Source organism: Hominimerdicola alba 8 (assembly GCF_000178155.2).
GTDB classification, from domain to species: Bacteria; Bacillota; Clostridia; order Oscillospirales; family Ruminococcaceae; genus Hominimerdicola; species Hominimerdicola alba_C.
Genome location: NZ_ADKM02000112.1, coordinates 1 through 21,686 on the forward strand (window position 1 = coordinate 1; position 21,686 = coordinate 21,686).

Genomic DNA, 21,686 nt, shown 5'->3' on the forward strand with positions numbered 1-21,686 from the left:
CCTTAAGAGCACTCTTATCAGCAAGCTGACTGTCAAGGACGAAACTTACGGCGAATACTGGTCGCTCGACAGCTACACATACGTTGGCGCAAAGGCTTTCGGTGACCGTGATTTCACCATCACAACACTGCCCGATATACTTTCAGGCGCAGAGCATATCGTTACAGCATGCGACTCCAAAAAGACCGATGCTGACCTTGCAGTGCTGACTGCCGCTAAGGATATCACCGTTTACGTGGCTATGGATCAGAGAAATGTGACACTTCCCGCATGGCTGGGCAGTTTCACAAAGACAGGCTATATTCTGGGCGTGACCGACGGCGATGGCGAAAAGCCTTTCGATGTTTACGCTATCGACCTTAAGGCAGGTTCATCGCTTACACTTGGCACAAACGGCATGATGGGCTCAGTAATGGGCTACACAGCATTCGTCACCGAGTACAAAGAGCCTGCACCTGTAAAGGAAGTCGGCGTGCGCGGCGATGCAAACTGCGACGGCAAGGCAGACCTCTTCGATGCGATACTCGTTGTGCAGTATCTCGCAGACCCCTATAACTCCGCTATCAGCGAACAGGGCAAGCTGAATGCCGATGTTGTGGGCGATAACGGTCTTACAAGCGAAGATGCACAGCAGATACAGAAGTTTGTGACAGGTCTTGTAACAGAACTTTGATATGTACCCCATATATTTGAAAGATGCTCTCCGTAACATTGCGGAGAGCATTTTTTTGCCTGAGATCATACAGGGATATTTGAGAATGCCTTATAGAATACATCTATAGCACAAGGCTTATGTGACAGCGTTATCTTATATCCCATGTGATGACTTAGCGGAAAATGCACTCACCGATGCAGTGTAATGCGCTGATATACGCAAAAAACGCGGTGATAACGTTGTCATATATTGCCGTAAAACACTGCTTTGGCGGACTTTATGTGCTGTGTATGCGGCTTTTGCCACTGCTTGAAAGCGCTGTGCTGCCCTTTCGGTGCAAACGTTGTCACAGTTCAATGTTGACCTTTTCTCACTTTTCGGCTAAACTATAGTCAAACCAAAATATGGTTATCCCGCTGACACACTGAATTATATCGAAAATTGAAATAGTATGCGGTCATCTTCCCCTGCCGCATGCGGGGGGAAGATAACATCAGCACAATGTTTCCTTGTTATACAGCGCTTTGCGGCAGTGTGCTAAAGGGATTATCATAAATCACAAACCGAAAGGAAATGATAAACATGGCAGAACTCAGATTTGATACCAGAAAGATAAAGGCAGGCTACAGCCCAGCCGACAACAATCAGGCGATATCGCCACCCATTTACCAGACAGCCGCTTATGATTTCAGAGATACCGAGCATGCGCAGAATCTCTTCACCTATAAGGAAGCAGGCTACCTTTACACCCGCGTGGGCAACCCCACCGTCAACTACTTTACCGAGCGTGTAAAAGCCCTTGACGGTGCAAAGAACGGTCTTGCGGTAGGTTCGGGCATGGCGGCTATAACCTACACACTGCTGAACCTTGCATCTAAGGGCGGCACTATACTGGCATCGCCCTACCTATACGGCGGCACTATCGATGCTTTCGACAGACTGTTCCCCGAACTTGGCATAAAGATAAAGCTGACAGATGCAGTGCTCGACCCCGAAAAACTTGAAAAAGAACTGACTGATGATGTCAAGGCGGTGTATGTTGAGTCGATATCCAACCCAAACGCATATCTGCTTGATATCGACAGCATTTCTGATGCCGCACATAAACACGGTGTACCTGTGGTAGTTGACAACACACTTGCCACACCATACCTTTACAGACCTTTCGAGCATGGCGCTGATATCGTTGTCTACTCGGCTACTAAGGCACTGACAGGTCATGGCAACCTTATCGCGGGACTGATACTTGACAACGGCGATATGAGCCTTTACACCAAAGAGCGTTATCCGCAGTTCTATGAGCCTATCGTGATGCTCAAAGGCAAAGCGCCCGCAGACATATTTGCTGACAACTTCTTCATTTTCCGCGCGACACTGGTATACCTCAACCTGCTGGGTGCGGCGCTGTCACCGCAGGACGCATATCTAGGCATCATTGGCATAGAAACACTTTCCGAGAGAGTAGCAAAGCAGTCGGCAAACGCGGCAAAGATAGCGGCATACCTTGAAAGTTTGCCCGCAGTCGAATGGGTGCGCCACCCCAGTCTTAAAAGCTACAAGTTCCGTGAACTGGCTGAGAAGCATCTCACCAACGGCGGCGGCGGAGTACTGAGCTTCGGCATAAAGGGTACACCTGAGCAGGAAGCGGCATTCCTCAACAATATCAAGCTGTTCCACTACCATGTAAATCTGGGTGATGCGCGTTCGCTGATAGTTGACTCGCCAAACACCACTCACAGTGAACTGAATGAAGAAGAGTTTGTACTGGCAGACATTCCTAAGAATCTTATCCGCATTTCTGCGGGACTTGAAGATGCAGACGACCTTATAGCCGACCTTGAACAGGCATTTTCAGCGGCGGGGCTTTTGTAATTCATAATTCATAATTCATAATTCATAATTGTTGGCAGGGTCGAAAGTGAGTTGGTTCAGCGGAAAAGAGAGCGAACCATGACGCGGACAAAGTGAGAATAGAACACAAAGCTATGCGCGAGTCGAGCTTTCCGTCCACCCTTTCGCGAAAGGGTGGCGGGAGTTTGAGGGCAGAGCCCTCAATCACCGAAGTGCAAAACCAAAATGCACATCAAACAATAAGAGCAAAGCAAAACGTGGTTATCCCGCTGACACACCACAAAAACGGCGTTTTTACAAAACTAAAGGTGGTTGGCATAAGCGCGGGAATGCGTGAAACTGCAAGGCGGGGGCGGCAGGCGCTCTCGCCTTTTGCATGGAAGTCTTGACAGACAGGACAGAAAAGCAGGTAAAATTATATCGCATAACCCGCATTATTCTAAAAATTTACAATTTGCCCTTGACAAACAGGTCTAACTGCGGTATAATCATACTATTCTAATATGTTAACTATGGTAAAGCGAGGTGAGTGTAATGTCATTGAAAAAAATAGCACAGATGACAGGCGTGTCGGTATCAACAGTTGGCAGGATACTCAGTGACCCGAACCATAAATGTGCCGATGAAGATGTCAAGCGAAGAGTACTTGAAGCCGCGAGGTCGATAAACTATATCCCGAACTCTTACGCTAGGTCGCTGAGGTCGGGCGGTGTCAGCGATGACAGGATATACCGCGTGAACATACTGATGACCAGATATGTGCATGAATCAGCAGACCCATTCTATGACGAACTGCTGATGATACTAGAAAAGGAACTGCGCAACAGCAGCTGCATCATCGGGCATGTGTGGCATTATGCAGAATTTTCCGACGAAAAGATAAGCAAGTCCGACAAGATACAGAAACTTGCAGATGAACTCTACCCGGAAGGCGCAGAGCGTTCTGACGGACTGATAATAATAGGCAAGGTAACGGTGCGGGCACTAAGAATACTAAAAAGCAGAGAGAAGAACATCATTTCGATAAACCGCAATTCTACCAACTACGAAGCCGATGAAGTTCTGTGTGACGGCAGGCGCATCGCACAGACTGCTGTTGCTTATCTGGTAAGGCTGGGTCATACTAAGATAGGATATGTCGGTGACTGTCACAGCGAATCGCGCTTTGCAGGCTATCAGGCAGCAATGACGGGCAGTCATCTCTCACCCGATATCGACCATATCTACGACACACTGCCCAACGAGGCGGGCGGTATCGCGGCGGCAGAGTATTTCAGCGAACTTGATGACCCGCCGACAGGTATCTATTGTGCGAATGATATACTCGCGGTCGGTATGCTAAAAGCGCTGGGCAGGCGGCGTACAAGGGGTTATATGCCGTCGGTTATATCCAGTGATGATATCGAAGCCGCCCAGTACACCAAACCGATGCTGACAACCATATCTCTGCCAAAGACCGAGATGGTGCGCTTTGCACTGATGCTGCTGCTCGACCGCATAAAGGGCGGTCACAAGATAGTTTCACGGCTGGAGGTCGAAGGTACGCTGGTCATACGTGAGAGCTGTCAGCCTTACGGCGAGATGAATGAACCTGAGTACTACATCTGAGAGAGTATAGTTCCTCTTATCCCATACATTACAGCGACCCGCCTTAAAAAGAATGACGCACTTCTGCTGTCATTCTTTTTTTTAGCTTTAGTGATAACGTTATCATGTGACAGCGTAAAAATCACGCTGTTTTTGCCCGCTTTTGCATTACAGCAACGGCTAAACACGGATATATCAGGTGACAACGTTATCATTCAAACGGCTGTGTAAACAGTATGTTCAAAAGAATTTACCATGATAAACTATTTTGAACCTAAAAAAGACCTTCTACAGTGCTGAAACAATGTGTGTGATGACAACGTTATCACCTTTTTGCGTTGACATTACGGGCTTTTTGCAGTACAATACATACATAACATAGATAACAACTAGGAATTGTATGAAAGGAAGATGGATATGAGTTACAATAATATAGAAACTGCACTGATACACGGCGGCATCTCAATTGACGAACGCACAGGTGCGGTGAATGTGCCCATCTACCAGACCTCGACTTTCAAGCAGGACGGTCTTGGCAAGATGAGGGGATATGAATATTCCCGCACAGGCAATCCGACCAGAGAAGCACTCGAAGCCCTCATCGCTGAACTGGAGGGCGGATATGCAGGTTTTGCATTCGCAAGCGGTCTTGCGGCTGAAACTGCGGTGCTGAGTCTGCTTCACACAGGTGACAGGGTGCTGATATCCTCAAATGTTTACGGCGGTACTTTCAGGCTTTTAAATCAGGTGTTCGACCACTTCGGCATAAACTACACCATATCAGATACCGAAGACCCCGCCGCTTTTGAAAAAGATATCACCGATGATGTTAAAGCGGTGCTGATAGAAAGCCCCGCCAATCCGCTGATGACCATAACTGATATCCGCGCAGTGGCAGACATCGCCCACAGACACGGTCTGCTGGTGATAGTAGACAACACTTTCATGACCCCCTACCTGCAAAGACCTATCGAACTGGGTGCAGATATAGTCGTACACAGCGCCACAAAATATCTCGGCGGACACAGCGATGTGGTGGCAGGTCTGGCAGTAGTCAAAACTAAGGAACTGGCTGAGAAACTGGCGTTCATACAGAATTCCACAGGCGGTGTACTGCCGCCGTTCGACAGCTTCCTGCTGATACGCGGCATAAAGACACTGGGCGTAAGACTTGACAGACATGTTGAAAATGCAGTGGCGGCGGCTGAATACCTGTCAGCGAACGAAGCAGTCAAGAGCGTGCATTATCCCGGACTTCCCACCGACAAGGGCTATGAAGTCAACAAGCGTCAGGCTAAGAACGGCGGTGTGATGATAAGTTTTGAACTGACTGAAGGTCACGACATAGAAAAGTTTTTCGAGAGCCTTGAACTGATTACGCTGGCAGAAAGTCTGGGCGGTGTTGAATCGCTGGTATGCCACCCCTCTACCATGACCCACGCATCTATCCCCGAAGAGATACGCAAAAAGGTTGGCATAACCGATGGGCTGATAAGACTTTCGATAGGCATTGAAAATATCAGCGATATACTGGCTGACCTTGAAAAGGCAATAAAAGCAAGTGAGGTAAAGTAATATGAGATATGAGTCGATGCACGAACTTATCGGACATACGCCGCTGGTAAGGCTCAAAAATATGGGGGTCGCCCCCGAAGTGAAGATATATGCAAAACTGGAGATGTACAACCCCTCAGGCAGTGTGAAAGACCGTATAGGTGAGTATATGATAGCCGCTGCCGAAAAAGAGGGCAGGCTGAAAGCGGGCGGCACTATAATAGAAGCCACCGCAGGCAATACGGGACTGGGCATTGCATTCGCAGCACTTGGAAAAGGCTACAGAGTGATATTTACAGTCCCCACAAAGTTCTCGGCTGAGAAGCAGGCGCTTATGCGTGCGCTTGGCGCTGAGGTGATAAACACTCCCCGCGCTGAAGGCATGCTGGGGGCTGTAAGAAAGGCAGAAGAGTTGAAAAGTCAGATAGAAGGCTCGATATCCCTCGAACAGTTCAAGAACAGATATAACCCCCTTGCCCACTATGAAACTACGGGCAAAGAGATATATGATGACCTTGACGGCAGGCTCGACTATCTTGTGGCAGGCGCAGGAAGCGGCGGTACGTATTCGGGTATCGTCAGGTATCTGAAAGAACATAACGATAATATAAAAGGTGTCCTCGCTGACCCTGAAGGCTCGACCATCGGCGGTGGCGAACACTTCGACTACAACATCGAGGGCATCGGCAACGACTTTATACCCGAAACGATGGATATATCCCTCGTAGACAAGGTGATAAAGGTGAATGACGAAGAGGCGTTCAGCACAGTGCGCGCCCTTGCTAAGAACGAGGGCATAATAGCAGGTTCGTCATCGGGGGCGGCTATGGCTGCGGCGATAAAGCTGTCAAAGGAGATAGACAGCGGAACTATAGTCGTGGTCTTCCCCGACAGAGGCGACCGCTATTTCAGCACAGGGCTGTTCTGACAAACGGAGAAGTATATATGATATTCAAGATAGCGATAGCAAGCAGCGACGGCGTTCGGACAGACAGGCATTTCGGGCAGGCAGATGAGTTCTGCATATACAGCCTTGACACCGAAAAGGAAGACTGTGAACTGCTGGGCAAAAGAGAAGTCTGTCCCGCCTGTCACGGCGGCGAACATCAGGTCGGCAGTTTTGACGATGTACTGGCGGTACTGGAAGATGTATCTGCGGTCGTGGCACAGCGGGTGGGCTACGGTGCTGAGAGTTACCTGAAAAGTCACGGCAAAGCAGTATACCAGATACCGCTGGACATCGAAGAAGCGCTGTGCAGACTGCTTGAAGAAAAACGATGGGAGGCAGACAAATGGCAGTTACATACGAAGAACTGACGACAAAGCACCCGTGCTTCGCGAGAGGTGAACACAGCAGCAACGGGCGGATACATCTTCCTGTAAGCCCCACATGCAACATCGAATGCCGCTTCTGTGAGAGAAGCATAAACAGCTATGAGAACCGTCCCGGTGTGGCAGCAACGGTCATACGCCCTGAGGAAGCTGCAAAAGCTGTGGAAAAGGCACTGGAGTTATGCCCCGAAATAAAAGTGGCAGGCATAGCGGGTCCAGGCGATACTCTGGCGAGCAACTGTGCGCTGCGCACATTCGGGCTGATAAAAGAAAAGTTCCCGCAGCTTGTAAAGTGCATGAGTACAAACGGTCTGCTGCTGGCTGAAAAGGCGCAGGAGGTCATAGATGCGGGCGTTGACTCGCTGACAGTGACGGTCAATGCGGTAGACCCCGAGATAGAAGCAAAGCTGAACGCAGGCATAAGCTGGCACGGCAAACACTACGAGGGTGTCGAAGCCGCAAAGATACTGATAGAACAGCAGATAAAAGGCATAAAGCTGGTCAGTGATGCGGGCATGACCGTCAAGGTGAACACGGTGCTTGTGCCCGGTATAAATGTGGATCATATCGGTGAGATAGCCCGCACAGTGGCAGAAGCGGGTGCGAGCATATACAACATAATCCCGCTGATACCTCAGCATCAGCTGAAAGACTGTCCGCCGCCTACCTGCGAGGAGATAGAGGGCGCGATACGTGCGGCACAGGAGTATATTGATGTGTTCCGACACTGCCACCGCTGCCGTGCCGATGCGGTGGGTATACCTGGCGGCAAAGACTTCGGTGATGAAGTCTATATGCAGAGGCTTTCCGCGAAAGATACTTTTTCACATGGATAAATACCATATGTTGATGTGGGAGATATCCTGCGATATATCTGAAATACCATATGCGGTATTTTTACACAAAATATATCAGATGCGATATTATGATATCTGATATTACATCAAATACAATATGTTGATGCCTGATATATCAGCTGACATATAATAAATACCGTATATGGTATTTAATATACAAACAAAATAACGTGGGGCAAAACATAGCCTTGATACATGCCCCATCAGGAATAGGAGTAAAAAAGATGGCTAAGGAATTAAGACAGATAGCAATTTACGGCAAGGGTGGTATCGGTAAATCTACCACAACACAAAACCTTACAGCAGGTCTGGTGGAAAGAGGAAACAATGTCATGGTCGTTGGCTGTGACCCTAAGGCAGACTCAACAAGACTTCTGCTGGGTGGTCTGCACCAGAAGACTGTTCTCGATACGCTGAGAGATCAGGGCGAGGACGAGATAGAACTGGACGCTATACTCAAAGAGGGCTTCATGGGTACAAAGTGCGTTGAATCGGGCGGTCCTGAACCGGGTGTAGGCTGTGCGGGACGCGGTATCATAACTTCCATCGGTCTGCTGGAAAGACTGGGCGCTTACACCGAAGACCTCGACTATGTGTTCTACGATGTACTGGGCGATGTTGTCTGCGGCGGTTTCGCAATGCCTATCAGAGAGGGCAAGGCAAAGGAGATATACATAGTTGCATCGGGCGAGATGATGGCGCTGTATGCGGCAAACAATATCTCAAAAGGTATTGCAAGATATGCAAGACAGGGCGGCGTTCGTCTGGGCGGCATCATATGCAATTCGAGAAATGTAGACCGTGAAGCCGAACTGGTAAGAGCATTCGCAAAGGAACTGGGCACACAGATGATACACTTTGTTCCCCGTGATAACGATGTTCAGCGTGCCGAGATACGCAAAAAGACTGTTATACAGCATTTCCCCGAGTCCAAGCAGGCTGACGAGTACCGCGCACTAGCCGAGAAGATAGAGCAGAACGATATGTTCGTTATCCCCAAGCCCATGACACAGGAAAGGCTTGAAGAGATACTGGTTGAATACGGTCTGATGGACGACCTCAAAGACGACTATAAAATCTAATTCATAATTCATAATTCACAATTCATAATTGTTGACATGCACGATAGCTCGGCACATTTGACGCAAATCTTTGCAAACAAAGGTGAGTAGGGCGGGTGGCGTTCGCGACCGTGTCGGCGTTTTTCCCGCTGTTTGATTGGCTAAGCTGCGCAAGCACAAACACAATTTCCAAAAAATCATGACAAAGAGCGACCCGCGCAACATCAGCAAAGCTGATGTTTGGGGTATGAGGGCTGTGCCCCCATTTAAGATAGGAGTTTAAAATGAGTAAAGTAAATCTTAATATACCTGAGGTCGAAATACGTGAGATACGCCTTAATTCGATAACGGGTTTTCAGGGAACTGCTAAGGAACTGGTAGATGCCTGTTCCGCATGCGGAGGAAAAATGAAAGACAAGAACAGGTCTTTCAGCCAGTGTCTTGGCTGCGGAACTTCAAATGCTGCCTGCACACTTACACTTATTCAGGACGCTGCGATAATCTCACACGGTCCTGTGGGCTGTTCGACCTGCCTGCATGAATTTGCCTTCACTTACAGGGTGAATGCTTATCTCAGACAGCTGGAACACCCGACACAGAGAAAGATATTCTCTACCAATCTGGAGGAAAAGGACACCATCTACGGCGGCGCGAAAAAGCTGGAAGCCGCTATCAGAGAGGTGCATAAAAGGGCAAAGCCAAAGGCGATATTCGTCATAACCACCTGCGCGGCAGGCATCATCGGTGATGATGTGGAAAGTGTCACAAATGCAGCACAGAAAGAACTTGGCATACCTGTTGTGGCAGTCTTCTGCGAGGGATTCAGGTCTAAGATGTGGACTTCGGGCTTTGATGCGGGCTATCACGGCATCGCAAGGAAGATAATCAAGCCTGCAAGACAGAAGAGGAATATCATCAATGTCATAAACTTCTGGGGCAGTGATATTTTCAGGGAGTGGTTCGCTGAATTCGGCTATGAACCAAACTATATCACACCATTTGCAACGGTGGACAGCCTCAGCTATTCCAGCGAGGCGGCGCTGACCATACAGGCATGTTCGACACTGGGCAGTTATCTCGGTGCAGCGCTGGAACAGGGCTTCGGTGTGCCTGAGATACGCAATTCGCCCCCTTACGGCATAGCACAGACCGACCGCTGGTTCAGGGAACTGGGTCAGATATTGGGCAAGGAAAAGGAAGCCGAAGAATTCCTCGCACGCAAAAAAGCTGAGTATATGCCGAAAATAGAGGCTCTGCGCGAAAAGCTGAAAGGCAAGACCGCTTATGTTACAGCGGGCGCTTCTCACGGTCATTCACTGCTGGCACTGCTGAAAGAACTGGGCATGGAAACTCAGGGCGCGGCTATATTCCACCACGACCCCAAATACGACAACGAGGACGAACGTGCCGACACCCTCAGCCATACAGTTGCAGACTACGGCGATGTGCCGAATTACAATGTCTGCAACAAGCAGGAGTTTGAACTGGTCAATGTACTCAACCGCATACGCCCCGACATATTGCTTGCGCGGCACGGCGGCATGACCCTCTGGGGCGCTAAACTGGGCATACCCTCACTGCTGGTGGGCGATGAACATTTCGGCATGGGCTATGAGGGTCTTGTGGCATACGGCGAACGTATACTTGAAACTATCGAGAATGACGAGTTTGTAAAGAACCTTGCAAAGCATTCTGTCAACCCCTATACAAAATGGTGGCTTGAACAGGAGCCGTACACATTTTTAGGAAAGTAAAGGAGTAATAATATATGGCAGGACTTATAGAACAAGAGCGCTACACCTGCGCTATAGGTGCTTTGCAGACGGTGGTCGCTATCCCACGCGCGGTGCCGATACTTCATTCGGGACCGGGCTGCGGAGTTATGATAAAGGGCTTTTTTGAGAGAGCCTCAGGCTATGCGGGCGGCGAAACTGCACCCTGCACCAATTTCAGCGAAAAAGAGGTCGTCTTCGGCGGCACTGACAGGCTCAGGAATATCATAAAGAACACCTACAAAGTGCTGGACACCGATCTTCAGGTGGTAGTAACAGGCTGTACCGCAGGCATTGTGGGCGATGATGTTGCAAGTGTAACAGATGAATTTCTCTGGGAAGAGGACAGACCCATCGTGCATGTGGAAACTTCTGGCTTCAAATCGAACAACTATGTTTCGCATTCGGCGGTGGTAAATGCGATAATCGACCAGTATGTCAGCCGCTTTGAAGAGGAAAATCCCGCAAGGAGCGAGAAGAACTTAGTCAATGTATTTGCATCTATCCCTTATCAGGATCAGTTCTGGAAAGGCAACCTGAAAGAGTACAAGCGCCTGCTGGAGGGTCTGGGATTGAAGGTCAATATCCTCTTCGGACCGCATTCACGCGGCGTTAAGGAGTGGCAGACCATACCTAAGGCGAATTTCAACGTGTTCGTATCTCCCTGGTACGGTGAGCCGATAGTAAAAAATCTTGAAAGAAAGTACGGTCAGCCGTACTATCAGTTCGGTTACCTGCCCATCGGTGCCAACGAAACCACCAAGTTCCTGAACGGAGTGCTGGAATACGCCATAGAACAGGGCGCAGGCATCGATGAGATAAAAGCCCGCGCATTCATAGCTGAGGAAGAAAGAGCCTACTATGAAGAACTTGATAATCTGGCGACATTCCTGCTGGAATTCAGATACGGTCTGCCAAGCTATGCGCATGTACTGCATGATGCGGGATATGTGGTCGGTCTGACAAAGTTTTTGCTGCATGAAACAGGCGTGATACCAAAAGAGCAGTTCATAGTGGATAATGTTCCCGCCAAGTATCAGGAGAAGATAGCTGAGGAGATACGCTCGGTATCGGACAAGCGCGAGATACCCGTATACTTCGACCCCGATGCGGGCGCTATGCAGGACGTTATCAGGGGGCTTGACAACAAGGGCAGAGCGCTCATACTGGGAAGCGGCTGGGATAAGGAACTTGCCGCAGAGATAGGCGGTGATTTCCTCTCCATCGCATGCCCGACACCTTACCGCATCGTGCTGACTACGAACTATGTGGGCTACACAGGCGGTCTGCGGGTGATAGAGGACATCTACAACACTGCCCTTGCGACATACAAGTAAAACGGCATCTGAAAGGACTGATATCATGGCAAAAGTCGCAGTTGCAACATCTGACGGTTTCACTGTCAATGAACATTTCGGGCATGCACAGTTTTTTCGTGTCTACGAGCTGAATGCTGACGGCTATGAATACGCGGGCATACGTGATGCGGTGGCTGTCTGTCAGCAGGCACTCGGTCATGACACCACCCGCTTTGACAAGATAATAGAACTGCTGTCCGACTGTGATGCGGTTCTTGTCAACCGCATCGGTGAGGGTGCGGCGGCGTACCTGATCGAACGGGGAGTGCGCGTCTTCGAGGTAAGCGGCACTATCGACGCGGTGCTGACACGGCTGAAACTGTAGAGGTTATTTGTTGATATTTTATATAATTGCGTGGGCGGTCCGCAGTACCGTCCGCGCTTTTTTATTATATTAAACAGTGCTGAATTTCAGCGTGAATCGGCGGGATATCTGCTTTGACAGACCTTTGTGCGACGAAAATCATGATCTGTCTTCCTCATTCACTCAAATTTTACTTAAGATACTTAAATTATTAATTTTTTATTCGTGAGTGCTCGTTGACAAAAAAACGATTTCGTTGTATAATACAAAAAAAGAAAGAAATATTGTGAAATTTTATTGTATTTTATTATCGTGACAAAACAAAAGGCATCATCTTGCGGGCTGTCTGGTGATAATGCCGTAAAACGCAGTATTTCGATTTCGTGACATGAGTTGGGAATGGGTAAAAAATATTACATTATAGGAGGATATTAAACATGAAAAGCAACTTTAAGAAAGTTATCTCGACATTTGCCGCACTTGCTGTAACAGCGGCTTCTTATACGGCTGCTATGCCTGTGGGCGCTGTGGGCAGCGGCAATGCTGATACTTTCCCTTACACCATCGAAGCTGAGGACATGGAAGGCGCATCTGTCTGGACGAACAATTACGGTCCTGCACCCAAGAATACTTCGGGCGAGGGCTTTTTCTACCTGACAGGCGGCTCGGCTTCATTTACCGTTACTGTCCCTGAGGACGGCATGTATACCATCACCGCAAGGTGTGCACAGGTGCTCGATAAGAACGGCAGACAGGAGTCGATCGCGGTAAACGGCATCAAGCGCATGAAGAATATGCCTTATTCCGAAGAATGGGTGGATTTCAGCTTCGGCAGCTTCCGCCTTAACAAGGGTGTCAACACCATCGAGTTCATAAACGAATACGGCTACATGGCTATAGATACAGTCACAGTAAGCGCTACACCAAAGCATGATTACACACTGGCAGAAGGCACGCTGACCGACAAGAACGCTACCCCCGAAGCTAAGTCGCTGATGGCTTATCTGAAGAGCGTTTACGGAAGCCACATCATCGCAGGTCAGCAGGAGATATACGGCGGCGGTCACGGCGGCAACTATGAGTGGGAGAACGAGTATCTCAAAGACCTGACAGGCAAAGTGCCCGCTATCAGGGGCGTTGATTTCATGAACTACAACCCGCTGTACGGCTGGGACGACGGCACTACCGAGCGCTGCATCGAGTGGGCTACCGAGCGCGGCGGCATCGTCACTGCATCGTGGCACATAAATGTTCCCAAGGATTTCAAAAACTACACTCTGGGTGACAGGCTGGACTGGAAAGAATGCACCTACAAGAACTATCAGAGCGGTGAAGGCTCTAAGGACTTCGATACAAGGAACGTAGTCATCGAGGGCACTAAGGAGTATGAGTACTTCCAGCTGGCGATAAAAGACCTCGCCGCACAGCTTACCAGACTTCAGGACGCAGGTGTGCCTGTTATCTGGAGACCTCTTCACGAAGCACAGGGCAACGAGGGCAACTACTCTGACGGTACAGCATGGTTCTGGTGGGGCGACAGAGGCGCTGAAACATACAAGCAGGTATGGAAGCTGCTCTACACCACACTGACCGAAGAGTACGGTCTGCACAACCTGATATGGGAATTCAACAGCTATGACTACACCAATTCCGCTTCATGGTATCCGGGCGATGATTATGTAGATATCGTGGCATATGATAAGTACAATGTTGAGTACAACAGAGGTGACGGCAAGTCAAGCGGTCCTAACCTGCTGGCTATACCTGCAAAGTTCGATGCACTGTATGCACTGACAAACGGCAAGAAGATGGTCGCTATGGCTGAGAACGACACCATTCCCGCACTGGATAATCTGGTCGTTGAGGACGCAGGCTGGCTGTACTTCTGCCCCTGGTATGACGGCGGCAACGACGGCGGCACAGCATTTCTCGGTGCAGCATATCAGGACTTTGATGAACTGAAAAAGATCTATCAGAGCGATTACTGCATCACTCTTGATGAACTGCCTGTTGACCTCTACACAAACGGCGGCAGCACACCTGTACCCGTACAGGTCGAGAAGCTGATCGGTGATGCTAACTGCGACGGCAAGGTGGATACTTTAGATGCAGTGCTGGTAATGCAGTACCTTGCAAACTCGAAGAACTATCCGCTCACCGAACAGGGCAAGGCAAATGCAGATGTTGACGGTAACGGGATCAGCAGCAGCGATGCTCAGGCTATCCAGAAACTCGCTATAGGCGGCTGATTTAATGAATGGAAAAATATCCTGATTTTTAGCCTATAAAAGACAAGGACTCTCCGACTGTGTTAAAGCGGTCGGAGAGTTCGTTTATTGTATCTTTACGGAAAACGACTTTTAGGCAACAGGCTGAATTCAAGACGGTGCTTGAAATATCTGATGAACCGTGTTATAATATAAGCGTTGAGTCAAGTCTGATATCGGGAGAGTTAAACATGAATGTTATAGAGAATAAAACTTTTGATAATGAAAGAGCACTTTACAATATACAGCACACTATTGTTAAGGGCTGTACATTTGCGGGTCCCGCTGACGGCGAATCGGTGCTTAAGGAAACGAGGGATATTGTCATCGATGACTGTAGTTTCTCGCTGAGATACCCCATCTGGCACGCCAGAAAATATGAACTGAAAAATTCAAGGCTGGACGACAAAACAAGGGCGGCACTGTGGTATTCCGATGACGGTGTTATCGAACATACAGAGATAAGAGGAGTAAAAGCGCTGAGGGAGTGTCGCGGCACTGTCATACGCGGCTGTGATATCGAGTCGGTGGAATTCGGCTGGAAGACTGCCGACACTTCAATAACCGACACGAGGATAGTATCTGAATATATCTTCCTTGATGCTTCGGATATCGAGATAGAAAGGCTGGATTTCAAGGGTAAATACTCTTTCCAGTATGTGGAGGGTCTGGTCATTAAAAATTCAGTGCTGGATACGAAGGACGCTTTCTGGCACGCAAAGAATGTCACCGTGACCGATTCTGTCATCAAGGGCGAGTACCTTGCGTGGTTCTCTGAGGGTCTGACACTGATACGCTGCAAGATAATCGGCACACAGCCACTCTGCTACTGCAAAGATCTTAAGCTGATCGACTGCGAGATGGAGGACTGCGACCTTTCTTTTGAGTACTCAGATGTTCAGGCTGATGTAAAAGGTCATATCGATTCGGTCAAGAACCCGCATTCCGGCAGCATCACTGCCGACAGCATCGGTGAGATAATAAACGAAGACTCTATAATGGAGTGCTGCGCTGTTGTCACCGACAGAAGCAAGAACTAAAAATTCACTGTAATCATATGTCGTTTACAATAACACCGTCAGACACAGCTGTCTGATGGTGTTTTTTTGTCAGTCTACAAAGTGTGACCCTATATCATATCTTACGCAGGCATGCCTATAGCAATCCGCCTTAAAATTCAGACAAAATCCAGTCACAAAACCCATAAATCCCAGCTTTTGCGACCGGATTTTGTGAATTTAAAAAGTTGGATTGCTATATATTTGCGGTCTTCATTATATTTTGTGGGGAACTCTTTTCGTTCCCCTGACTGTAGTCATATGATAGCGTATCTGTCAAGTACTTTTGGTCGCTGATATCCCATAAAATACAGCAAAAGCTGCACCCTGTTATAAGAGTACAGCTTATTCATCAGTATATTTCGTTATCGTGTATCACAGCGTTTCAAGCTGCCTGCCGTTGAGGTTCAGCCTGTATCTGCCGCCTTTGGTGTGTATGTCTTCGTTGTCGGCGCGGGTGATGATATTCAGTGTGTTTGATATCTTAGAGGAAAGGTCGATATCTGTAAAGGTAAGCATCGCTCTGCCTTTTATGCCGCCGAATGCCAGCGCTTTCGGACCGTCTGCCGTTATCTTGACGGAAGAACGCTCTATCAGTATATCCGACTGCCCGAACAGTGAACCGTAGGCAGTAAGCGTGTCTGCACTCATCTCCATCACTATGCTGACGCTCTCCACATGTACCGTCGCTCTGTCGCCGCGCAGATCGCCAAGACCTGCCGATATCTGGCTGTCGATGCTTATCTTCACGCTGGAATATTTTATATGTATATCCGCATTTCCGTTCTCAGCGCCTATACCCACACTGAATGCCCCCGAAGATGTGCAGTCGATGTCACAGCCCAGTATATCGATGACGGTGTCGCCCTCTATAGCACCTATACATACGTTGCTGCTGCCCGCAGCCCCCAGAACATAGCGTCCTCTTCCTATGATTATCTCGCCGCCCAGCCCCGAACCTATCAGTACCCCCGCGTGACTGGTGGCGGTGATGGTCACAGTGCCGTCCTGCAAAAATTCCAGTCTGCCGTGACGCGATGACAGGTCACAGCCGATGCCGTAGTAGTCGGTGTCGCCCAGCTTGATATCCAGCGAACCTTCGCCCTCAGTGATAAGTTTTGCGCTTTCGGGGACACGTATGCCGCCGCCCACAAGGATATTGCTGCCCGTCAGTACCAGCGTGACCGCACTGCTTCCGCCCAAGTCGATGCAAGGTCTGCCTGCAAGGTTTGAGAGCCTGACATTTTCAAGCGCGACCCTGCCGCTGAAACCGTCAGCTATTATCATGTGTATGCCCGAATCGTGGTGTGACGAGCCGCTGACAGTTATGCTGCCGTCGCTGTAGCCGTTGCCTATCTGCAAACAGCTGTAGCCGTCACGCGCCAGCCTTTCGAGATATATCTTCTCGCCCTTTTCGGCAGTGTATATCCGCAGGCGCCTGCCGTCCTCCAACTCCTGCCTGTGGGCACATATCTCGGCTTTGACACTATACGGTATCTCAGATATTATCTCGGCAGACGGACGTGCAGTGTAGAAACCCTGTATAAGGTCAGCCCCCAGCAGAATGACACAGCGCAGTTCTTCGCTGTTCTCAACGCCCTCAGCCAGCGCCATTATCTTGTTTTCGTGGCAGAAGTCGATTATCTCCCGCACGAAATGCTTCTTGTTGGGATTGTTCTCTATCCCGCTCAGCAGTGAGCGGTCTATCTTAACGAAATTCGGCGTATATCTCAGCAGATTGCTGATGTTTGAGTACCCTGTACCGTAGTCGTCGATGGCGATGGGTATGCCGAGCGAACTGTATTTCTCCTTTATCATGTCAAGTTCGCTGTCCTTGTACTCCGAACTTTCCACCATCTCTATTACCACACTGCTTATCCTCTCGGAGAGCATTTTTTCTATCTCAGCATTCTTTTCGGGGCGTATGTGGATATCGGGCATGCTGTTTATAAATACAGGCTTGCCTTGAAAAGGGTCATTCTCGGCGCTGGCGAGTTTTAACACATTCAGGAAAGTATACTGCTCTACCTCCGCAAGTCTGCCCGAAAGTTCGGCATACTTAAGTATGTGGAAAGGCGATATGCCGTCCATATCCTTTGCACGCATAAGCGCTTCATACGCGAATATCTCGCCGCTGTCAGCCCTGACGATGGGCTGGAAATGGTAGGTGAAGAGGTTTTTGTCCAGCAATTTCTGCACCAGTTTGTTTTCAGCCTTTTCGCTGTCGGTAAGTTCTTTTTTGCCTGATGACGCTCCGTGAACATTCTCACTGCGGCTGATATATCTGCGTGCAAGTTCAGATACAGCTTCAAGCAGTCGGTCAAGTTCGCTTTCGCCGCAGGCTTTTTTCAGTTTGCCCGAATATTTCCTGTCCAGTTCATCGAGCGCGGCGGTGCTGTCGGTATCGGCGGCTTTGCGGGCATATTCTTCCAGCAGTGCTATGCCTTTGGTGTAGTCGGTCATTTTATCCACTTCCTTTACCCTGTTTTTTAGATGCGGTTACTTACAAGATATTATACCACGATCCGACCATAATTTCAAGCGTATCTATATAAAAATATGGTTTATGCACAGATAAATTTGTTGAATTTTTACATAGCCGATTATGCCGAAATGCGCTCCATGTAAAAGTTCAGCCCCCGAACGCTTTTTCTGCGCTCAGGGGCATCATGTTGATACTATGATAAAGACACATAAGTATCTATTCCTTTGGTCTTTTTATCAGCCATATGATAAACTCGATAACCAGTAATAATTCGATGTACGGAGCGACAGAGAACAGCAGCAGACCGCCTTTTAATCCCGGTATGAAACTACGATCGTTTTTTATATCATGCCCTGCAAATAAAGCGATACAAATACCGATAACGATATTGCTTATGGCAAAAACACGATAAGGCGAAACATTTTTCCATATTTGTGTTACTGCGCCTGTAAGCAGCAGATCTAAAAATAATATAGCAGGATATGAACCAAAAATAAAAAATGTTATATCTTCATCATATATCAATTTTCCAAACCAAAAAAACATCACCACTATCAATGATATCAGCAAACCTATCAAAATTTTACGCATTGTCATCACCGACCTGTTCATTATATATTTTATATATAGCAATCCGCCTTAAAATTCAGACAAAATCCGGTCATAAAACCCATAAATCCGAGCTTTAGCGACCGGATTTTGTGAATTTAAAAAGTTGGATCGCTATAAGTTCTGTAAAACCGCCGTTTTTGTGGTGTGTCAGCGAGATGACCACGTACTATGATAAAGACACATAAGTATCTATTTCTTTGGCTTTTTTCTCTCCCATATCAGTAATTCGGCAACCAGTAATACTACGATGAACGGAACTATAAAAGCCAGCATAAGACTGCCGATTATTCCTGCCAAAAAACCATGATCGGTCTTTATATCATAAACTGCATATGAAGCGATACCAATACCGATAACGATATTGCTTATGGCAAAAACACGATAAGGCGAAACATTTTTCCATATTTGTGTTACTGCGCCTGTAAGCAGCAGATCTAAAAATAATATAGCCGCATTTGAACCGATGATAAACGGTGTTATCATATCGTCATTCAGCATTTTCCCTATCAAATTTACGGACACTGAAATCATCAATGATATCAGCGAACCTATCCATATTTTACGCATTGTCATCACCGACCTGTTCATTATATATTTTATATAGAATTATACCGCATTATCCTTGCGTTGTCAATAGAAAAGCCACAGCGATCCCGATATCATATCAGAATTGCTGTGGCATTAAATCAAAAGTCTTATCTTATAAGTTCTTTTGGTATAAGGTCGTAGTCGAACATTACCTCCGAGTGATTGTCGCGCACCAGCACTTTATCTACCACTTTTCCCGTAGCCTTGTCTTTGGTGACCTTGTATATCTTCGATATGCGGTAGAACACACCGTCCTCTTTCGAGAAGTGGTGGTCTTCCTCAACTATCTCGTAGGTGTACGGGAAAGGCTTTTTGCTCCTCAGTTCGCCCCTCAGCTTGCCGTCCTCGCACCACAGGCACAGCTGTACGTCCTGGTCGGTGTTGTTGCGGAAACGGTAGTCGATATAGTTGTAGCACACCGATGTTCCCGAACTGAAAGGCACGCGCTTGTCGCCGTCGGGTGCAAGCGCATCGGAATGGCTGTGGAACTCCACCACCTCCAGCGGGCTGTGCAGTACCAGCAGGTGTATGGTGTTGCCCAGATTGCAAAGCCCTCCGCCCAGACCGGGTGTCAGCTTGTTGTCAGCGATTATCCTGCCCGACTTGTAGCCCTTTTTCTCTGTGATGCTCCCCACCGTCCGCCAGAATGAGAATACCTCACCCGGACGTATCACCATACCGTCTATCTTGCTGCAAGCCAGCGCTATGTTGACCGCCTTGTTCTCCTGCAAAACAGGGTCGATGCCCTTGCCTTTCTTGATGAGGGTGTTGCTGTGCTCGGATACCAGATTTTTCAGCTTTTTCTTAGTCCTTATCACCGAGAATTTGTCATGCCCCATGAAGTCGTGCAGATAGCGCTTCAGCTTCTCCTTAGTTTCAGATATCGCGTATGTGAACGGGCTTATGTTGCAGAAGAGTATATCCCTGCTCCAGAAATTTCCCGCACCCTCATTGTAGATGTCACCGATGCGGTGCCTGAGCGTTGGTATCCTCCGCCACGCCCACAGCAGACCATACTCCGCATAGCGCCTTACACCTATACGCATCTCATCGGGCATCTGTATGAACTTGACCAGTATGCTTGCAAGCCCCGCGCGGTTCGCCCCCAGTATATCGGTGAATATCTGGTCGCCCACACAAACGCACTGACTTTTTTTCAGCCCCAGCTTTTTTACAGCTTTCAGGTAGCCCTTAGGCGACGGCTTGTCGGCATCGCATATGTACAGCGTATCGATATTCTTTATGAACATCTCAACGCGGCTCTTTTCATTGTTCGACAGCAGGAGAGTCTTAAGCCCTGCCGCATGTATCTCTTTGAACAGTTCATCGACCTCAGGCGTTGAACCTTCACCGTGATGCACCAGTGTGTTGTCTATATCGAATATGACCCCGCGATAGCCTTTTGCATACAGCTTTTTGTAGTCTATTGCGAAAACGCTCTCAGCATATTCAAAGGGGAAAAGTTCCTTTAACATCATCGCACCTCCGCTCACTTATCCATGTAGTCGCAGACAGCATCTATCTGTGCTGCAAAGCCCTTGCCGAAGCGTTCTTCGACAAATGCACTGCCTATCGTGAAAGCCCAAGCCGAAACTGCTTTGACTGCGTCCAGCTTCTCAAAGCTGTCAACACTGCCCGCAATGACCGTTTTTGCGCCTGTTTCTTTGACAAAGCGGCTGATAAGTTCGCCTGCATCGCCTGTGTATCTGTAGCCCAGCAGGTCAAAGCCGTCAGCGCCTTTTTCGAGCAATGTACGCGCCTCAGCTATCATGCTGTCGGCAGAACCGCCCAGCACTGAGGGTCTGCCTGTTATCTCGCCCACATACGGCAGGTATTCCATGCCGTTTCTTTTGCAGACCTCAGCCACCGAATCGTAATACATGGTACCCATAAGGTGATCTACCCCGCATTCTGCCGCAAGTCGGGCACCTTCAAGGCAGTGTTCCTCGTCATAAGCCACCACTTCGAGAGCAGTCTGCTTGCCGCATTCTTTGATGCGTCCGAAAAGTCTGACCACTTCATCATGTGGTATGCCCTCTTCCTTGAAACCGAAGATCTCTGCTTTGGAATTTTTGCATTCTTCAAAAACCTTTTCGGCATCGGGTATCGTTCTGTCGTTGTATGTAAGCATAACGACCAGCTTTGGTCTGTTTTTCATTTATTGTTCCTCCGAAATTTTCAGCTGATACGGGGCACCACCCCCGAAAACCGATGCACCAAGCACATCGTTTCAGCCGTCCTATAAATAATCTCCTGTATCTGTCTTTATCATGCAGTGTGTTCGCGATTTGTCCTGCAAACCCGCGAAAGACCCGCATATCTTAATATATCTTCATAAGACATTA

The 21,686-nt window shown here is 48.4% G+C and carries 18 protein-coding genes; 13 read left to right on the top strand and 5 right to left on the bottom strand.

Features of this window, described 5'->3' with window-relative positions:
* The 13 genes from CUS_RS13355 to CUS_RS13420 form a co-directional block, all read left to right on the top strand.
* The coding region (locus CUS_RS13355) for a dockerin type I repeat-containing protein (protein ID WP_002851586.1) at positions 1 to 673 on the top strand (673 nt) is incomplete at its 5' end.
* Between the two features lie 564 nt (positions 674 to 1,237).
* On the top strand, positions 1,238 to 2,527 hold the full coding sequence (locus CUS_RS13360; RefSeq protein ID WP_002851658.1) for an O-acetylhomoserine aminocarboxypropyltransferase/cysteine synthase family protein: 1,290 nt from the start codon (positions 1,238 to 1,240) through the stop codon (positions 2,525 to 2,527).
* Positions 2,528 to 3,040: 513 nt separating this feature from the next.
* The gene (locus CUS_RS13370; protein ID WP_037277487.1) at positions 3,041 to 4,114 is read left to right on the top strand and encodes a LacI family DNA-binding transcriptional regulator; all 1,074 of its coding nucleotides are present in this window, start codon (positions 3,041 to 3,043) and stop codon (positions 4,112 to 4,114) included.
* A gap of 396 nt (positions 4,115 to 4,510) precedes the next feature.
* Positions 4,511 to 5,668, top strand: a complete 1,158-nt coding sequence (locus CUS_RS13375) for a trans-sulfuration enzyme family protein (RefSeq protein WP_002851621.1) — start codon at positions 4,511 to 4,513, stop codon at positions 5,666 to 5,668.
* 1 nt (position 5,669) lies between these two features.
* On the top strand, positions 5,670 to 6,575 hold the full coding sequence (locus CUS_RS13380) for a PLP-dependent cysteine synthase family protein (protein WP_002851628.1): 906 nt from the start codon (positions 5,670 to 5,672) through the stop codon (positions 6,573 to 6,575).
* A gap of 17 nt (positions 6,576 to 6,592) precedes the next feature.
* The gene (locus CUS_RS13385) at positions 6,593 to 6,964 is read left to right on the top strand and encodes a NifB/NifX family molybdenum-iron cluster-binding protein (protein WP_002851592.1); all 372 of its coding nucleotides are present in this window, start codon (positions 6,593 to 6,595) and stop codon (positions 6,962 to 6,964) included.
* Complete coding sequence (locus tag CUS_RS13390) at positions 6,940 to 7,815, top strand: radical SAM protein (RefSeq protein WP_002851582.1); 876 nt, start codon at positions 6,940 to 6,942, stop codon at positions 7,813 to 7,815. Before CUS_RS13385 ends, CUS_RS13390 begins: the two co-directional genes overlap by 25 nt.
* A gap of 245 nt (positions 7,816 to 8,060) precedes the next feature.
* Positions 8,061 to 8,918, top strand: coding sequence for a nitrogenase iron protein (gene nifH / locus CUS_RS13395; protein ID WP_002851636.1), 858 nt, complete (start codon positions 8,061 to 8,063; stop codon positions 8,916 to 8,918).
* Positions 8,919 to 9,181: 263 nt separating this feature from the next.
* Complete coding sequence (locus CUS_RS13400; protein ID WP_002851656.1) at positions 9,182 to 10,651, top strand: nitrogenase component 1; 1,470 nt, start codon at positions 9,182 to 9,184, stop codon at positions 10,649 to 10,651.
* 14 nt (positions 10,652 to 10,665) lie between these two features.
* Entirely contained in the window at positions 10,666 to 12,006 is a 1,341-nt protein-coding gene (locus tag CUS_RS13405; RefSeq protein WP_002851652.1) for a nitrogenase component 1, read from the top strand.
* 25 nt (positions 12,007 to 12,031) lie between these two features.
* Positions 12,032 to 12,352 carry a NifB/NifX family molybdenum-iron cluster-binding protein gene (locus CUS_RS13410; RefSeq protein ID WP_002851640.1) on the top strand — a complete coding sequence of 107 codons (321 nt, stop codon included), beginning with the start codon at positions 12,032 to 12,034 and terminating at the stop codon, positions 12,350 to 12,352.
* 416 nt (positions 12,353 to 12,768) lie between these two features.
* A complete protein-coding gene (locus CUS_RS13415) occupies positions 12,769 to 14,580 on the top strand; it encodes a glycosyl hydrolase (protein ID WP_002851633.1) in 1,812 nt (603 codons plus the stop codon).
* A gap of 209 nt (positions 14,581 to 14,789) precedes the next feature.
* The gene (locus CUS_RS13420; protein WP_002851596.1) at positions 14,790 to 15,638 is read left to right on the top strand and encodes a DUF3737 family protein; all 849 of its coding nucleotides are present in this window, start codon (positions 14,790 to 14,792) and stop codon (positions 15,636 to 15,638) included.
* 393 nt (positions 15,639 to 16,031) lie between these two features.
* Here CUS_RS13420 and CUS_RS13425 read toward each other — a convergent pair whose 3' ends face one another.
* The 5 genes from CUS_RS13425 to CUS_RS13445 form a co-directional block, all read right to left on the bottom strand.
* Positions 16,032 to 18,119, bottom strand: coding sequence for an EAL domain-containing protein (locus tag CUS_RS13425; protein WP_002851654.1), 2,088 nt, complete (start codon positions 18,117 to 18,119; stop codon positions 16,032 to 16,034).
* A gap of 238 nt (positions 18,120 to 18,357) precedes the next feature.
* Positions 18,358 to 18,732: a hypothetical protein gene (locus CUS_RS13430; protein ID WP_002851593.1), complete on the bottom strand. Its 375-nt coding sequence runs from the start codon at positions 18,730 to 18,732 to the stop codon at positions 18,358 to 18,360.
* A gap of 210 nt (positions 18,733 to 18,942) precedes the next feature.
* The gene (locus tag CUS_RS13435) at positions 18,943 to 19,320 is read right to left on the bottom strand and encodes a hypothetical protein (protein ID WP_002851584.1); all 378 of its coding nucleotides are present in this window, start codon (positions 19,318 to 19,320) and stop codon (positions 18,943 to 18,945) included.
* A gap of 128 nt (positions 19,321 to 19,448) precedes the next feature.
* Entirely contained in the window at positions 19,449 to 20,816 is a 1,368-nt protein-coding gene (locus CUS_RS19300; RefSeq protein WP_080559572.1) for a YqeG family HAD IIIA-type phosphatase, read from the bottom strand.
* A 14-nt stretch (positions 20,817 to 20,830) separates the two neighbouring features.
* Positions 20,831 to 21,499, bottom strand: coding sequence for a hypothetical protein (locus CUS_RS13445; RefSeq protein ID WP_002851623.1), 669 nt, complete (start codon positions 21,497 to 21,499; stop codon positions 20,831 to 20,833).
* Between the last annotated feature and the right edge of the window lie 187 nt (positions 21,500 to 21,686).

Bases quoted from the DNA above. Each gene is read 5' to 3' on its own strand.
- CUS_RS13360 (WP_002851658.1), top strand. From the start codon at position 1,238: ATGGCAGAACTCAGATTTGATACCAGAAAGATAAAGGCAGGCTACAGC.
- CUS_RS13370 (WP_037277487.1), top strand. From the start codon at position 3,041: ATGTCATTGAAAAAAATAGCACAGATGACAGGCGTGTCGGTATCAACA.
- CUS_RS13375 (WP_002851621.1), top strand. From the start codon at position 4,511: ATGAGTTACAATAATATAGAAACTGCACTGATACACGGCGGCATCTCA.
- CUS_RS13380 (WP_002851628.1), top strand. From the start codon at position 5,670: ATGAGATATGAGTCGATGCACGAACTTATCGGACATACGCCGCTGGTA.
- CUS_RS13385 (WP_002851592.1), top strand. From the start codon at position 6,593: ATGATATTCAAGATAGCGATAGCAAGCAGCGACGGCGTTCGGACAGAC.
- CUS_RS13390 (WP_002851582.1), top strand. From the start codon at position 6,940: ATGGCAGTTACATACGAAGAACTGACGACAAAGCACCCGTGCTTCGCG.
- nifH (WP_002851636.1), top strand. From the start codon at position 8,061: ATGGCTAAGGAATTAAGACAGATAGCAATTTACGGCAAGGGTGGTATC.
- CUS_RS13400 (WP_002851656.1), top strand. From the start codon at position 9,182: ATGAGTAAAGTAAATCTTAATATACCTGAGGTCGAAATACGTGAGATA.
- CUS_RS13405 (WP_002851652.1), top strand. From the start codon at position 10,666: ATGGCAGGACTTATAGAACAAGAGCGCTACACCTGCGCTATAGGTGCT.
- CUS_RS13410 (WP_002851640.1), top strand. From the start codon at position 12,032: ATGGCAAAAGTCGCAGTTGCAACATCTGACGGTTTCACTGTCAATGAA.
- CUS_RS13415 (WP_002851633.1), top strand. From the start codon at position 12,769: ATGAAAAGCAACTTTAAGAAAGTTATCTCGACATTTGCCGCACTTGCT.
- CUS_RS13420 (WP_002851596.1), top strand. From the start codon at position 14,790: ATGAATGTTATAGAGAATAAAACTTTTGATAATGAAAGAGCACTTTAC.
- CUS_RS13425 (WP_002851654.1), bottom strand. From the start codon at position 18,119: ATGACCGACTACACCAAAGGCATAGCACTGCTGGAAGAATATGCCCGC.
- CUS_RS13430 (WP_002851593.1), bottom strand. From the start codon at position 18,732: ATGCGTAAAATTTTGATAGGTTTGCTGATATCATTGATAGTGGTGATG.
- CUS_RS13435 (WP_002851584.1), bottom strand. From the start codon at position 19,320: ATGCGTAAAATATGGATAGGTTCGCTGATATCATTGATGATTTCAGTG.
- CUS_RS19300 (WP_080559572.1), bottom strand. From the start codon at position 20,816: ATGTTAAAGGAACTTTTCCCCTTTGAATATGCTGAGAGCGTTTTCGCA.
- CUS_RS13445 (WP_002851623.1), bottom strand. From the start codon at position 21,499: ATGAAAAACAGACCAAAGCTGGTCGTTATGCTTACATACAACGACAGA.